The organism is Staphylococcus equorum (genome assembly GCF_029024965.1).
GTDB classification, from domain to species: Bacteria; Bacillota; Bacilli; order Staphylococcales; family Staphylococcaceae; genus Staphylococcus; species Staphylococcus equorum.
Map to the genome: position 1 here is coordinate 2607193 of NZ_CP118982.1, position 13958 is coordinate 2621150.

General features: G+C 33.9%; 15 protein-coding genes. 2 read left to right on the forward strand and 13 right to left on the reverse strand.

Translation table 11 applies throughout. The features are described 5' to 3' along the window. Window positions 1–287: 287 nt before the first annotated feature. The 4 genes from PYW44_RS12710 to PYW44_RS12725 are packed head-to-tail and all read right to left on the reverse strand — an operon-like array spanning window position 288 to window position 3567. Window positions 288–1877, reverse strand: a complete 1590-nt coding sequence (locus tag PYW44_RS12710) for an ABC transporter permease (protein WP_021339931.1) — start codon at window positions 1875–1877, stop codon at window positions 288–290. A gap of 1 nt (window position 1878) precedes the next feature. Beyond that, entirely contained in the window at window positions 1879–2775 is an 897-nt protein-coding gene (locus PYW44_RS12715) for an ABC transporter ATP-binding protein (RefSeq protein WP_002506130.1), read from the reverse strand. 21 nt (window positions 2776–2796) lie between these two features. Beyond that, entirely contained in the window at window positions 2797–3129 is a 333-nt protein-coding gene (locus PYW44_RS12720) for a general stress protein (RefSeq protein WP_021339933.1), read from the reverse strand. Window positions 3130–3168: 39 nt separating this feature from the next. Further along, window positions 3169–3567 carry a hypothetical protein gene (locus PYW44_RS12725; protein WP_002506132.1) on the reverse strand — a complete coding sequence of 133 codons (399 nt, stop codon included), beginning with the start codon at window positions 3565–3567 and terminating at the stop codon, window positions 3169–3171. A gap of 248 nt (window positions 3568–3815) precedes the next feature. On the opposite strand from PYW44_RS12725, the gene PYW44_RS12730 reads away from it, so the two are divergent. Next, window positions 3816–4601, forward strand: a complete 786-nt coding sequence (locus tag PYW44_RS12730) for a VLRF1 family aeRF1-type release factor (RefSeq protein ID WP_021339934.1) — start codon at window positions 3816–3818, stop codon at window positions 4599–4601. Window positions 4602–4919: 318 nt separating this feature from the next. On the opposite strand, the gene PYW44_RS12735 is transcribed toward PYW44_RS12730, so the two are convergent. Further along, the gene (locus PYW44_RS12735; RefSeq protein ID WP_233640670.1) at window positions 4920–5447 is read right to left on the reverse strand and encodes a phosphatase PAP2 family protein; all 528 of its coding nucleotides are present in this window, start codon (window positions 5445–5447) and stop codon (window positions 4920–4922) included. 51 nt (window positions 5448–5498) lie between these two features. Further along, entirely contained in the window at window positions 5499–6680 is a 1182-nt protein-coding gene (locus PYW44_RS12740; RefSeq protein WP_002506135.1) for an FtsW/RodA/SpoVE family cell cycle protein, read from the reverse strand. Between the two features lie 253 nt (window positions 6681–6933). Here PYW44_RS12740 and PYW44_RS12745 point away from each other — a divergent pair, with 253 nt between their 5' ends. Next, window positions 6934–7536 (forward strand): class I SAM-dependent methyltransferase, encoded by a 603-nt coding sequence (locus tag PYW44_RS12745; RefSeq protein ID WP_002506136.1) that lies wholly within the window; start codon window positions 6934–6936, stop codon window positions 7534–7536. Between the two features lie 53 nt (window positions 7537–7589). On the opposite strand, the gene add is transcribed toward PYW44_RS12745, so the two are convergent. The 7 genes from add to cobA all read right to left on the reverse strand — a co-directional run bounded on the left by add (window position 7590) and on the right by cobA (window position 13944). Beyond that, window positions 7590–8564, reverse strand: a complete 975-nt coding sequence (gene add / locus PYW44_RS12750) for an adenosine deaminase (RefSeq protein WP_002506137.1) — start codon at window positions 8562–8564, stop codon at window positions 7590–7592. Between the two features lie 454 nt (window positions 8565–9018). Then, window positions 9019–9618 (reverse strand): adenylyl-sulfate kinase, encoded by a 600-nt coding sequence (cysC, locus tag PYW44_RS12755; RefSeq protein ID WP_002506138.1) that lies wholly within the window; start codon window positions 9616–9618, stop codon window positions 9019–9021. A gap of 18 nt (window positions 9619–9636) precedes the next feature. Next, window positions 9637–10815: a sulfate adenylyltransferase gene (sat, locus tag PYW44_RS12760; RefSeq protein WP_021339278.1), complete on the reverse strand. Its 1179-nt coding sequence runs from the start codon at window positions 10813–10815 to the stop codon at window positions 9637–9639. A gap of 22 nt (window positions 10816–10837) precedes the next feature. Next, window positions 10838–11743 carry a sulfite exporter TauE/SafE family protein gene (locus PYW44_RS12765; protein WP_002506140.1) on the reverse strand — a complete coding sequence of 302 codons (906 nt, stop codon included), beginning with the start codon at window positions 11741–11743 and terminating at the stop codon, window positions 10838–10840. Between the two features lie 25 nt (window positions 11744–11768). Next, window positions 11769–12380, reverse strand: coding sequence for an NAD(P)-binding protein (locus PYW44_RS12770; RefSeq protein ID WP_002506141.1), 612 nt, complete (start codon window positions 12378–12380; stop codon window positions 11769–11771). Between the two features lie 36 nt (window positions 12381–12416). Further along, a complete protein-coding gene (locus PYW44_RS12775) occupies window positions 12417–13157 on the reverse strand; it encodes a sirohydrochlorin chelatase (RefSeq protein ID WP_002506142.1) in 741 nt (246 codons plus the stop codon). A 13-nt stretch (window positions 13158–13170) separates the two neighbouring features. Beyond that, window positions 13171–13944, reverse strand: coding sequence for a uroporphyrinogen-III C-methyltransferase (gene cobA, locus PYW44_RS12780; protein WP_021339279.1), 774 nt, complete (start codon window positions 13942–13944; stop codon window positions 13171–13173). Window positions 13945–13958: the final 14 nt, after the last annotated feature.

The following is a 13958-nucleotide window of genomic DNA, read 5'->3' on the forward strand; positions in this document are numbered from 1 at the left end:
TTCATTATTTTTCATTGTTATCAAATTGTGAAATTACACTTTATTTTCTTGCAATAATCTATGTTTTATATGTAGAAAGTGAAAGTAGTAGCCGTCTGCCTCACATTAAATAATTTAATCCGAATTGAACACATACAGGCTGTAGCTGTGCCCTTGGCAAGCGAGTATGAAATAATATGTAATATAGCAAAATAGAGCTACCAATAATTTGGCAACTCTATTTAACGATAATATTCAATTTACATCACAATTCTTCCGTTATACAAAATCATTTTTTATTATAGTCATTATATATCTTTCCTGTTAAAACCGATCACACCTATGACACACAGTATAATGAAAATAAGTAAAAGGGTTATTATCGGCCCACTTGTAAAATCATCTATCGGCAGACTTGGAATATGCTCAAATGGCGTGATATCTTTCATCCAATCTTTCACATTCAGTAAAGTACCTAAATAATTCACTAAAAAAGTATAAGCAAGATAAGCATAGACTAAAGTCGTTAACTTTATGCCCCATCCAATTACGACAGTTCCTATACCAACAAAACTCAGTATGGCTGGTATATAGACGATAGCTGATTGGATAACCATGTCAAAATCGAGTGGCGTATCCATTGAATAGAATTGTCCAGCATACAAACCGAGTCCTGCGACAAAAATCATCACTACCGCATTCACCACACTGATGATTAGAAAACTCAATAAGTACTTGATACGCGAAATCGGATTCGCTAATACAAGCGTCGCGTACTCTTTATCTATGGCTTTCTTTATTTTAAATAAAGCTAACAGTGTAGGCACCGTACTGATTATTGCCATCACCAACATTAATTGCGGTAAAAATTGTTTGATGTAATCTCCATTTGGATTTTCTAACATAGACAGTAATAATGGATTATCTTTAAAAAAGTCGTCTAAATTTCCAAAAATAGAGCCATATGATAAACCAAGTATAAATAACCCAATAGCAAAATATATAAAACTCATTTTTTGTAATTTTATTTGTAAACCTAGTGGAGATTTCATGTACGATTTCGCATGTTGCTTGCCTTTTTTCTGTGGTAATAATTTAGCTTCAATATCACGCAAACCATTTAACACAAAGGCAGATATAACAAAGATAACTGTAATGCCTAAAATGCACCACACCGGCCACCAATAATCTTCTGAAAAAGCATACGTTCTAGACAGCCAGCCCATCGGTGAAAACATAGATAGCGTCTCGTTGGCTACGTCTCCAAACGCCCTAACCAAATACATGATGAGTAATAGCGCGATACTCACACCGGTTGTTTCACTACTTGATGATACAAATTGGGCAACTAACATGGTCAATGCAGCAAACATAATACCAAATACACCTAAAGCCGAACTATATAAAAATGCCCCAACTAAATCTATACCATCAACGCTTAACAACGTTAGACCTAATGTAAGTAATATCATTAGACTGACATTAAGTAATAAAGTCTGAAGTAGGTGGCCCATCAATGGTGCTTGTTTACCAATAGGCAAAGCAGTCAGTATGATTATTCTACCGTCTTCTTCATCGCCACGCGTACCTCGAGATACTATCAAAATATTCATAATTGCTACCATTATTGCTGTGAATAAAGTCATTTCATGCGTAAAAAGGACACCAATGTTTACATGTTCAAAATCAGCTGGACCGAGCATCGCTTGCATCGCAGGGTTTTTTGACATTTCAATAATAGGACTCATCTTAGATTGGCTCGGGTACATCGACTCAAAAGCAGGTGGAATCATTAACGTTAAAGCAGTTAATAAGACCACCCATAAAATCATTTTTTTACTATTTCTTTTTACATAAAAATAAAATAACTTTGAGGTTTGGTAAAATGATTGTTTCATATCATTCACCTACTTCATCTGTGGCTTCATAATATCGTTTAAATATTGCTTCTAGTGTTGGTGGCATAGATTCCAATTTTTTAATTTCGAAGCGACTTAGATATTCAATTACAGCAGAAATTTTATCTGAATCGACTTCAAAATAATATGTGTTGTCTTCTTGCCTCACATTATTCACACCCGTCACTTGTGTTAACGTTCCTAATTGCTGTCCACTTTCAACGGTGAATTGCATACGTGTAAGATGACGCATCTCGTCTAAAGTCCCAGAAGTTATCATTTTCCCTTTACGGATAATACCTACGCGATCGCACAATTTTTCAACTTCACTTAAAATATGACTCGAGAGTAGTACACTTTTGTTATTGTTTTTAATGTCTTTTATGCATTCTTGAAAAACTTCTTCCATTAAAGGGTCAAGGCCAGAAGTAGGTTCATCTAAGATATATAATTTTGCATCAATACTAAACGCAGTAATTAATGCTACTTTCTGACGGTTTCCCGTAGAATAAGCACTACATTTTTTACTAGTATCTAATTCAAAGCGTTTAATTAATTCATTTTTTCTAGTGTGATTTGCTTTAGGATGAAGACTGAGAAAGAAATCAATAATTTCTCCACCGGTTAAATTTGGCCAAAAATTGACATCACCAGGCACAAAAGCGAGATCTTTATGCACAGCGACTGCATCTTTCAGCGCATTTTTGTCAAAAATTTCAATATTACCTTGTGTTGGTTTCAACATACCTAATATTGCTTTAATTGTCGTCGATTTTCCAGCCCCGTTTGGTCCAATAAAACCATAAACTTCACCCTCATTGAGTTCTAAATTCACACCATCTAAAGCGTAAAATTTACCAAAGCGTTTTGTTAAATTATGAATTTTAAGTAGGGTAATACATACCACCCTTTACACGATTTATAACAGCCCTTTAACTCTAAAATCAGTAACGATTAAAATTATCTTGTCTTCTTTCATATCTGCATCACAAGTTTCTGCATCACTAGAAGGCACACCTAATATGCTAAGTTTTTCTTTTAATTCTTCAGCTTTTGAATCAAAATCTTCATCTATATCAACTTCATTATAATCAACTGCTGTAACTTTTATTTGTTCAGTAACCTCTGCAGTTCGATTTTTATCATTTGATAGCACGTATATATCTTGGCTACCAATACCTCTATCTTTTAAAGCCTTCACATCCGCTACTAAAGCCGAGTCATTTGTATAAGGTTTCACAACAGGTGGCATACGAATCATCCCTTTCCAATACTTCAACTTATTAAGATACTAATTTTTCGCCTTAATCATTAAACTGTTATATCGATTTTCAGTTATATAAAAATAAGTGTTCTCTAACATTAAATCGAACAATTCATCTCTGACCATGTCATCTGTCATTTTAAATTGCGTTTCAACCTTTTCTTGTTCTTCATCTTCAACAAAAATAACTTGATCTTTTCTTACATCTACGGTCTTACGTTTATAAATGAGTTCGAGATGCGCACGCCCTTGATGTATCGCTTCTAAGTTGTCTATCTTATAGGCACTTTGTACAAACTCTTCAATTCGTCTTTCTCTGTGACGCTTACCTTTTGAAGTTTTAAAATCCTTTGTATACTTTAGCTTAACAAGTAAATAAATGACTAATATGAAAAGTATCGTTACAAGAAATAGTAGCGTAGCCATACATAGTCCCCCCTTTTATTCATGTGAATCTTCAATTTAAGTTTACATTTTCCAATATTACAGTTATTTTTCCCTTTGAAAACGCTTTTAAACACTTTTAAAATCTTAAAATTAACTTTTATTGTTTTAAAAGATTACTATTAATAATTTATACTTATTTACTAATACAATCTGACAATATATAAAGTTTAACTTCTATAAAAAAGGTAAAATGTATAGTATGTAAGAATTATGAAGGGTGATATATAATGCTTTTACAAGAAGAAATTAATAACTTGGAACAATTCGATGGTAAGTCACGAAATCAGAAAGTATTCTCAATTTATTTAGATACTAGTCCCGAACAAGGGACAAAGTGGAAGATCGAATTAAAAAATGCCCTAAAAGACTTATCAGACAAAACAAAAAGCAGTGACAATCATGAAGAAAAAAACCAAGCAAAAGACATTATCAATAAAGTAGAAACTGAAATACAGGGCGCTGAACCTAATTTAAAAAGAGGTCTTATTTTGTTTATGACTGCCGACGAGACATTAAAGTTCGAAAAGCACGTAAATATTTCTATAAAAACAGAATTTAAATGGGATACAAAACCTAAATTAGATCAGCTAAAATCATTACAACAAAGCTATCCTTATACGGGTGTTTTAGTTTTACAACAAGACAAAGCACGTGTGATTGAAACTGAAATTGGTACGATTGTAGACGAAGATTATTACACTCTAGATTTAGATATTAATGATTGGAGAGAACATTCTGGACCACAAGGTGATGATTTAACTCAAGGCGGCGCGCAAAGAGATGAATATAAAGAACGTGTGAAAGCTAATCAAGAACGTTGGTTCAAAAGTTTAGTAGCTACTATTGAAAAAAATGCTAAGAAAAAAGGTTGGCACCAACTTTACTTAGCTGGTGAAAAAGAAGAAGTAGAAAAATTAAAAACGATGTTCAATCATAACATTGACCAAGTAACACCAAGTAATATACTAAATTTAAATGCGACAGAAATTATAAATAAAGTAATGGAAGAATAAACTTCAAATCATGCTAGTCACAATATACAAAAAACCTTAATATGTACTAAATTTTAAAATCTGTACTTTGCTTTACCATATAATTTAAAGGGTTTGTTTCCTTATTTTTGTAGGAGACAAGCCTTTTAATTTTTTTGATTCGTTCATAGTTATGAAACTGAATATATTAATATTATTATATCTATTTTTTTCAATTCATTTTGATAGTATTTCAATATAAAAATGCCCCCTTCACATTTAGCTTTTTAAGCCTAAATTTGGGGGCATATCAATAACAATTTATTTTTGTTAAGGTGTTTTTATACATGGATAGTAATGTCACCTATTGTTTTGAGTTGAGGTTGCGTTACCCACTTTCAAAGCTTGGAGCATAATCCCTATAATGAGTATGCTACCTATTGTATCTGTAAAAAAGTGTGCACGTAGATAAATTCTGGAAATGATAATCGAAATGACCAATAATACGCAGATGATAGTTAACCATTTATTATTTTTCAACAATAATATGAGACTCACCAGTAGACAGACACTTAACACGTGCATACTCGGAAAGCTATAGCCATCTATACTAATATCAGGTCTTGGTCGTTGAATAATATATTTAAAAAATGTACCTATCAACAAAACACTGAAACACCAAAATCCATACCACCAAAACTTAAATTGATTATAAATAAATACAAGTATTAAAATCACCAATATCATGAGTAAACAATGCAACGGCTGAAATATATTAGAAATTATATCAAGATATACAACGACACCGTTAGAGTTAATCGTCCCATGTAACCATTGATAAATAAAATTATCTAATGGATCAGTTAAATCTATATGTATACATATCATGAGTATCAATAAGCACAAACTTATTAAAATCATTTTCAAATAGTCTCTCACTTAGTTTAATTTCCTTTCGTTATTAATTCTTCTAGCTACTGCTAATAGCGTTCCATAGGCGATACTTATGCTCAATATAGATGATCCGCCATAGCTTAATAGCGGCAATGTTACCCCTGTTAAAGGAATGATGCCCGAGACTCCTGCTAAATTAATGAACACTTGCATAAATAAATAACTTACGACACCGACGCAAATTAATTTATAAAATTGATTTGTGGTTTTATTTGCATATATAAGCCCTTTAACTAAAATAAAGCCATAAATCAGTAATATAAATAATACACCCAGTAAACCTAATTCTTCTGAAATAACCGTGAAAATAAAGTCAGTATGCGGTTCTGGTAAGTAACCTAGTTTAGCAATGCCATTACCTAGACCTTTTCCAGTAAATCCACCATTTCCAATTGCTGTTAAAGCACTCGTCAGTTGATACCCATCATCTTTTTCGTATTTAAATGGGTCAAGCATGACTTGAATACGTCTTAATCTGTAAATATTTTTAGCATCAAAAATCAAAGTATAGATACTATAAAATACAATTGGAATCACTGCAATTGCCATGATCTGAATTTTCACCTTATTTTTTAAATCTGAATAAATAAGTATGCAAGCAATAATCGCTACTGTTAATAAAGTACCGCCCAAGTCCCCTTGCATTAAGACAAGTAATAGACTAATACCGATGATGCCTAGTGGTGGGATGAGATGTTTCAACTGATAATCCCTTCGACTCGATACACGTTGATTAATCACATAAGAAAGATAAAAAATTGAGGTTAGCTTTAAAAATTCTGAAGATTGAATACTAAATAAACCTAAATTAATCCAGTTCTTGGAACCGTTTATTTCCTTACCAATTAACACAGTAATCAGTAATAGTAACAATGTACCTAACACCATTATTTTCTGTACATTATGCTCTTTAACAGCATTAATGTTAACAAAACTACCAATAAATATAATAATAACTATACCTAAAATCAAAAAAAGCAATTGTCTTTTCATAAAATAATTACTTTCAATAGGTATGCCACCTGTTAATGCGCCCTTAGATGCAGAAACCATACTAGCACTGTACACCATCATTACTCCTATAATACCGAGTATGATAAAACAGAGAATCATACTAAAATCTAAACCTTCTAAACGCCTACGCGCCATTGTTAAAAATCGCTTCATGACTTCACCTCATTATGACTGATAGACTCCAGTAAAACATATTTTTACTATACCCTCAATCATACTTTAGGCTCACCTAACTAAGATTCGATTATACACATTCTCATATTATTAAATATGCTGCTTTAAATCATATGCATTGTGCTACTTTTCATCTTATGATAAACTCTATTAACGACTTAACATATCTATAATAACTATTATATAAATGAATGATTTTTTTAATAATTTCACTCAACAAAGGAGTTTTAACTTGAATAAAGACCGTTTTGATCAAATTGCCAAAAAGTACGATGGCCCGAGTAGAATACATCTTGCTGATACAATTGCAGCAGAGGTAAACAAGGTATTCGAAAACACTTCGTATCAGTCGTTATTAGATTATGGTGGCGGCACTGGTCTAGTAACATTAAATATAGAGCACCATTTTGACGAAGTCATAATGATGGATGCTGCGTCTCAAATGATCGAGGTGTTTGAAAGCAAAATTTCTGAACTAGGTAAAACACATATTAACGCTTATGTAGGTGACATTCTTTCAGATGAAACACAGATTAATACTAGCTATGATGTAGTTTTCCTTTCCTTAGTATTACTACACAGCGGTGATTACAAAGCGTTATTAACAGCATTACGTGCGAAATTAAATTCTGGTGGTCTGCTCGTTCTTGTTGATTTTAATAAGAATGAAAATGTATACCATCCAAAAGTCTATAATGGCTTTGAACAAACGGATATCCAGCAACTATTTACTGAATTAGGCTTAACGGATGTCCAATCACACACATTTTATGAAGGTCAAAATATATTTATGAATAAAGACGCGAGTTTATTTATTGCAACTGGCCGTTCATAATTTAATATACAAAAAGCGAACTTTCAGCTGTTGAAAGTTCGCTTTTTGTATAATTACATCACTGATTTTAAATTTTCTTTTTCAACATCTGACAAAAAGGCATATTGAACTGCTCTTAAATTGATAAATTCAATCTGTTCAATAGAAATAAGTTGATGTTTCATCAATAACGCATATTCTTCATTTAGTGAGGTTTGAGTGACCGTACGATTATCCGTGTTAATAATAAAAGGAATATCCTGTTCTAACAAGTAAGGTATATTTAATTCTGTTAAATCCTTTATCGCTTTCGTTTGAACATTACTTTTCGGACACATTTCTAACATCACATTGTTTCGCTTTATTTCTTGTAACGCTGCTTCATTTTCATTAATGGCAACACCATGACCCACACGTTTTGCGCCTAATTTAATAGACTCCATAACATTATGCATACATCCACATTCACCGGCGTGTAAAGTGAGATTAAACCCTTTATCTAAACCGTATTGAATTGTGGTACGAATATCTTCTGGTGGAAATGCTGCTTCAGGACCTGCAAAATCAATTCCACGCACCACTTCACTATCTCTCTGCTCAAGATAATCGAAAAGCGCTTCATTCACTGTAGCTTCATGCTGTCTCATTGCACAAACCAATAAATTAATTTTGATATCCATCGTTTCTGTTGCAAGTTGGACACCCGCTTCGACTGCTTCCAATACATCTGCTAACGACAAGTCGTGTTCAGTATGCAATAACGGTGCAAAGCGAATTTCTATATACTTTACATTATCCTTACTTGCCTGTTGTGCAACATCTACGACAGCTCTTTTGAGACTATCTTTTGTCTGTAGCACTTTTAATATTTCATCAAAACACTGCAAATATTCATCTAGGCTTTCACAATTTTCACTTACGAGCAAATAGGATTCTTTTAAAGTTATATTTTGTTCAGCAGCAAGTTGCTTTATTAACGCTATACTTGTTGAGCCATCGAGATGACAATGAAGTTCTATTTTAGATATATCTTGTATGGATTTATGCATGTCTGAAACCTTCCTTACTTCCGATATGTCACTATAATTATATTTTGCTGTAGACACAAAGAAAGATTTTATTAGAAATTAATTCATATACTATAACATGATTATTTTAACATGACCATAAAACTATCCGCATTAAAGACAGATGCTCATCAATTATAAATCGCTTATACACTTTAATTTATTATAGTTTTCCAAAATACCCCAAAATGGTTAATGTTATACCTAAACCTATAAAGCATGTGAATAATATTAGGACAATCACTTTGAACTCTAGCATAAAATAATTTCTATCTTGTCCTTTATTTACTAGGAAAACACCACAAAACACTACTAAGATCAATATAATAAGCAAACTATAAGCAATTATATTTAAGATTTCCAACCATATTCCCCTTTCGTGTTTTGTCTTTTTTTAATACTTTAATCAACACGCCACAATATTTAATTCATCTATCTAAATATATTGATACAGCTTCAAATAGTTAACAATTTTATTTACAGATTGCTCGATACTTTCTTTTTCTGTATCTATGACTATTTCTGGCGTTTCTGGTGTTTCATAAGGTGCACTGATACCAGTAAATCCAGCAATTTCTCCACTTCGAGCTTTCTGATACAATCCCTTAGGATCTCTCGCTTCACATTCCTCGAGACTGCATAATGTATGCACTTCTATAAATTCGTCCGTTTGCAATAAACTGCGTACCGTGTCACGATCCGCTTGATAAGGTGAAATAAATGCAGAAACAGTGATTAACCCTGCATCGACCATTAGCTTTCCTACTTCGCCAATCCGTCTAATATTCTCTGTACGGTCTTCTGGACTAAACCCAAGATTATTGTTAAGTCCATGTCTGACGTTATCTCCATCTAATCTATACGTATGTATCTGACGTTGAAATAATGCTTTTTCTAACGCAACAGACACCGTTGATTTACCAGACCCTGATAATCCAGTAAACCAAATCAATACACTTTTGTGGTCGTTACGGCGTTGTCTTTCTTCTTTTTTAACTTCAGATTCGTGCCATGTAATATGTTGAGATGTGTTCATTCACTTCACTCCTTTAAATTATTTCTCTTGCAAGCCTTTAATCAATACTTCTGCTACTTCTGGTCTTGAAAATGCTTTAGGCAGTGATTCTCCATTTTTAAGCTTTTCGCGGACTTTTGTACCACTCAGATGTAAATGTGACGAAGCATCGTGTGGACATGTCTTCGCTGTTGCCATGTTTTCACAAGTTTTGCAGTAAAAGGCGTGTTCGAATTTCAATATTTGTATTCCTAATTCTGCTTCATATTTAGTAATAAGCTCTTGGGCTTCATACGTACCATAGTAATCACCTACACCAGCATGATCACGTCCAACAATAAAATGAGTACAGCCATAATTTTTTCGCACTGTCGCATGTAATATCGCCTCTCGTGGACCCGCATAGCGCATTGCCGCAGGATAAATGACTAAGCGTGCTTTATTTTCCGGGTAATAATTTTTAAGAATGACTTCATAACTCTCCATGCGTACAGCAGCTGGAATATCGTCAGATTTTGTTTCTCCAACTAATGGATTCAATAATAGACCATCAACAGATTCTAAAGCTGCTTTTTGTATGTACTCGTGTGCTCTATGTACTGGATTTCTTGTTTGGAATCCTACAACTGTCTTCCAATTCAAGTCATTAAATAATTGTCTTGTTTCAGCAGGATCTAAATGATAATCTACAAAATCGTCATGCTTTGGTCGATCTAATAAATAGATTGGTCCAGCAAGATAGACATTCCCTTTTTCATATACTTTCTTCACACCTGGATGGTCAACGTCTGTAGTTCCATATACATGTTGCGCTTCTTTCTCTTTGTCGTACGTATATTTCTCCTCTAATTCAAGTACGCCATATAAATGTTCGTCTTCACCATATAATGCGACACGTGTTCCTATCTCTAGTTGCTTTGCTTTATCTTCAGTTACAGGTAAGGTAATTGGGATACTCCACACTAAGCCATTACTTAAATGTAACTCTTCTACTACATTTTTATAATCTGCTTCATTCATAAATCCTGTTAACGGACTGAACCCACCAATAGCAATAAGCTCTAAATCTGACAAACTCCAAGGATTCAGCGTAATAGCAGATAATGATTTCGACTCGGCCAATAATTCCTTTTTTAGTAAGTCACTCACTTCTCTGTTAATGAGTTTTCCACCATGTGCTTCAATCGTATTTGTAATCGTTTCTGTTGTTAATGTCATGCTTATACACTCCCTTTATGTTTTAATCTAGTTCATTCGTATTTGCTTTATTTTTAGAAATTGAAAATGATAATTTTTTATTTTGATATAAAGCATAAGTAATTAAAATAATCCAAATGACAATAAGCGATACTTTAATTGTTATAGATATTACTGGTGTTGGGTCAAAAACGCTGATTAAAGAACTACTATTAGTAAAGATAATCAAACCACTTACGCAAACCGCTAAGATATTCACCGGTAAAATTTTAACAAGCCAAGCTGCGAAAGGCGCTGCAATTAATCCTCCAATACTCAATGACACCACTAAACCTAAATTAATCTGACTCCAACCTAAAAAGATAATAAAGCTAATTGATGCTGAGAGTGCCACGAAAAATTCACTCGCAGACACCGTGCCAATTGCATATCTTGGCTCTAACTTTTTTTGAGCTAGTAACAATGGTGTGTTGACTGGCCCCCAGCCCCCGCCACCAACTGAATCAAGAAAACCTGCTATTGCGCCTTGTGGAATCATAGCGTAACGACCTATTTTACTTGCATCTTTTTGTATTTTGTTGTCTTTTTTAAATAAAAATTGGTATAAAATATAAAAACCCATAGTTAATAAAAACACAGCAATAAAAGGCTTAATTAAATTACTATGTATATGACTTAAAAATGCCGCTCCAATAAATGCTGTAATTGCGCCTGGAATTGCTAATTTAATCATTGTCGGCTTGTGCACATTTTCAAACTTCCAGTGTGCTGTGCCAGAAGCAGCAGTTGTAGCAACTTCAGCAAAATGAATCGTTGCAGATGCGATTGCTGGCGCTATACCGAAAGTTAATAATATCGAGGAAGAAGATGCACCGAATCCCATACCAAGGGAACCATCTATCAATTGTGCGAGAAATCCTGCAAGTGCGAAGATAAATAACTTATACATGTGTCATACTCCTTCCGAATTGTGTTTAGTTCAGTGAATCAAGCCATTTAACCACATCTCTTTGGTTATCTTTTTCTAAATAACGATCTGCTAAAATTGATTTTAAAAATCTTTGCTTTTCTAATGAAGATAACGGACTACGTTTAACGCGTTGTCTACATTCATATAAGAAATCTACATACATTTCATAACGACTCGTAAACTGTTGTTGAAATTCAGCGAGAATTTGTGCGGTAAGCCCTGGACTTGCACCGTTTGTAGAAATACTTAATGTCAACTTGCCACGCCGTAATATACTTGGAAATACCACATCACCTGAGGTCGCTGCTCCAGCCATATTTATCATTGCGTGACTTGGTTTATGTTGCAATACACATTGATTTGTAGATGCGCTATTTGTCGCTACAACAATGAAATCTGCTTGTTGGATATCGTTGATTTCAAATAATTTTTCACTCCATTTGATTGCTGAGCGCTGTACCATATCTTTCAAATTTTCAGTAATAGTGGGGCTAATAACATGAATGTCTTTAGCATAATCGACTAAAGTATTCACTCTTCGTTCTGCAACATTACCGCCGCCAATTACAAAGACTTTCTTGTTTGAAATATCAATCATGAGCGGAATCAATGGCATTATGTCACTCCTTACTATCTTGAGTAATTAAGACTGTTACTGGTTTACAGTTTCAAATGTTTCTTCTACACGTTCTTTTAATGCAATTTGTAAATGACTATGGTTGCCAAGTCGGTCACACAGTACAATGCCATGCTCTCCATGATATTCATCTATAGTTGTTGCTATATGACGTTCTAGAATACCTGTAAACCACAAATATGGAACTACAAATATTTGTGAATGTGCTTTATTGACCGCATCTTGAAGTGCTTCTTCAAATGAAGGTCCACACGCAGCCAAATAACACACTTCGATGTCTAAATTAATATTTATATCTTGTAACTGCGCTTTGATTGTCGAGAGATCTTTTTGTGTTTGAGGGTTATAACTCCCCCTACCTACAATCAACACTTTCGCATCTATATTAGGTGTCATCTGTGTTTCTTCAATTCTTTGATGTAGTATTTCAGTTAAGCGTTGTTGTACTCCTAATGGTTTTCCATAAGAAACTTTGACATGTGGGTACAGTTGCTGATTTCGTTGAATTTCTTTCGGTATATCTTTGAAATAATGTCCTGCACTTAGTAAGAGTACGGGTATCACAGAAATTTCAGTTGCTCCTTTATTGACTAATCGCTGAAAGCCTTGTGACAAGTTAGGCTGTGTTAATTCTAAAAAGCATGTTTCTTGTAATGGCACATCGATTTGATTTTTAACTAATTCAATAAAGTTCACAGCTTCTGTAACAGCTTCATCTACTCTACTACCGTGGCTGACATATAAGACGCCTCGCATACTAAGACCCCCTCTATTGATATGTTAAATTCGCAAGTGACGTTTGTGATTGCCCCGCTTCAAACCAACTGATATGTTCTCTTAATTTGACCACTTCACCTACGACTATCATTGCTGGGTTTTCAATATCTTTGGCAACTTCAACAATGTTCATCAAGTTACCAACCACTGTCTTTTGATTCTCTGATGTACCAAGCTGAACCAAAGCGACCGGTGTATCAATGGGACGTCCGTGTTTAATCAATAGTTCACTAATTTCTGGTAATTTTTTGACACCCATATAAATACACAGTGTTTCTGGACCGAGTGCAAGATGTTTCCAATACGAATCTTTATCTATATTCTTATTAATCACACCTGTAACAAAGGCAACAGATGAGCTATAATCTCTATGTGTAACAGGGATACCTGCATATGCAGGTGCTGCGATACCTGATGTAATACCTGGCACAATTTCAAATGGAATTTGATGTTCCGCTAAAATTTCTGCTTCTTCTCCACCTCTTCCAAAAATAAAAGGATCTCCACCTTTTAATCTTGTAATGGTTTGACCTTTTTTCGCAAAATTCACTAACAATTTATTCGTATCTTCTTGTGGTAAAGAATGACGATGAGGATCTTTGCCACAATACATAAACTTCGCTTTCGGCGATGCATGACTTAATAACTTTTTGTTTACTAGTCGGTCATATAAAATAATATCTGCTTGTTGAATCGCTTTTAATCCCTTTACTGTGATTAAATCAGGATCTCCTGGACCCGCGCCTACTAAAAATACTTTGCCCATCTTGCCACCACCTT

Coding starts and splice junctions, on each gene's coding strand:
- PYW44_RS12770 (WP_002506141.1), bottom strand. CDS start 12,380: ATGCCATTGATTCCGCTCATGATTGATATTTCAAACAAGAAAGTCTTT.
- PYW44_RS12720 (WP_021339933.1), bottom strand. CDS start 3,129: ATGCCACCTGTTGTGAAACCTTATACAAATGACTCGGCTTTAGTAGCG.
- PYW44_RS12735 (WP_233640670.1), bottom strand. CDS start 5,447: ATGATATGTATACATATAGATTTAACTGATCCATTAGATAATTTTATT.
- PYW44_RS12775 (WP_002506142.1), bottom strand. CDS start 13,157: ATGCGAGGCGTCTTATATGTCAGCCACGGTAGTAGAGTAGATGAAGCT.
- PYW44_RS12710 (WP_021339931.1), bottom strand. CDS start 1,877: ATGAAACAATCATTTTACCAAACCTCAAAGTTATTTTATTTTTATGTA.
- cobA (WP_021339279.1), bottom strand. CDS start 13,944: ATGGGCAAAGTATTTTTAGTAGGCGCGGGTCCAGGAGATCCTGATTTA.
- add (WP_002506137.1), bottom strand. CDS start 8,564: ATGCATAAATCCATACAAGATATATCTAAAATAGAACTTCATTGTCAT.
- PYW44_RS12740 (WP_002506135.1), bottom strand. CDS start 6,680: ATGAAGCGATTTTTAACAATGGCGCGTAGGCGTTTAGAAGGTTTAGAT.
- PYW44_RS12730 (WP_021339934.1), top strand. CDS start 3,816: ATGCTTTTACAAGAAGAAATTAATAACTTGGAACAATTCGATGGTAAG.
- cysC (WP_002506138.1), bottom strand. CDS start 9,618: ATGAACACATCTCAACATATTACATGGCACGAATCTGAAGTTAAAAAA.
- PYW44_RS12725 (WP_002506132.1), bottom strand. CDS start 3,567: ATGGCTACGCTACTATTTCTTGTAACGATACTTTTCATATTAGTCATT.
- sat (WP_021339278.1), bottom strand. CDS start 10,815: ATGACATTAACAACAGAAACGATTACAAATACGATTGAAGCACATGGT.
- PYW44_RS12765 (WP_002506140.1), bottom strand. CDS start 11,743: ATGTATAAGTTATTTATCTTCGCACTTGCAGGATTTCTCGCACAATTG.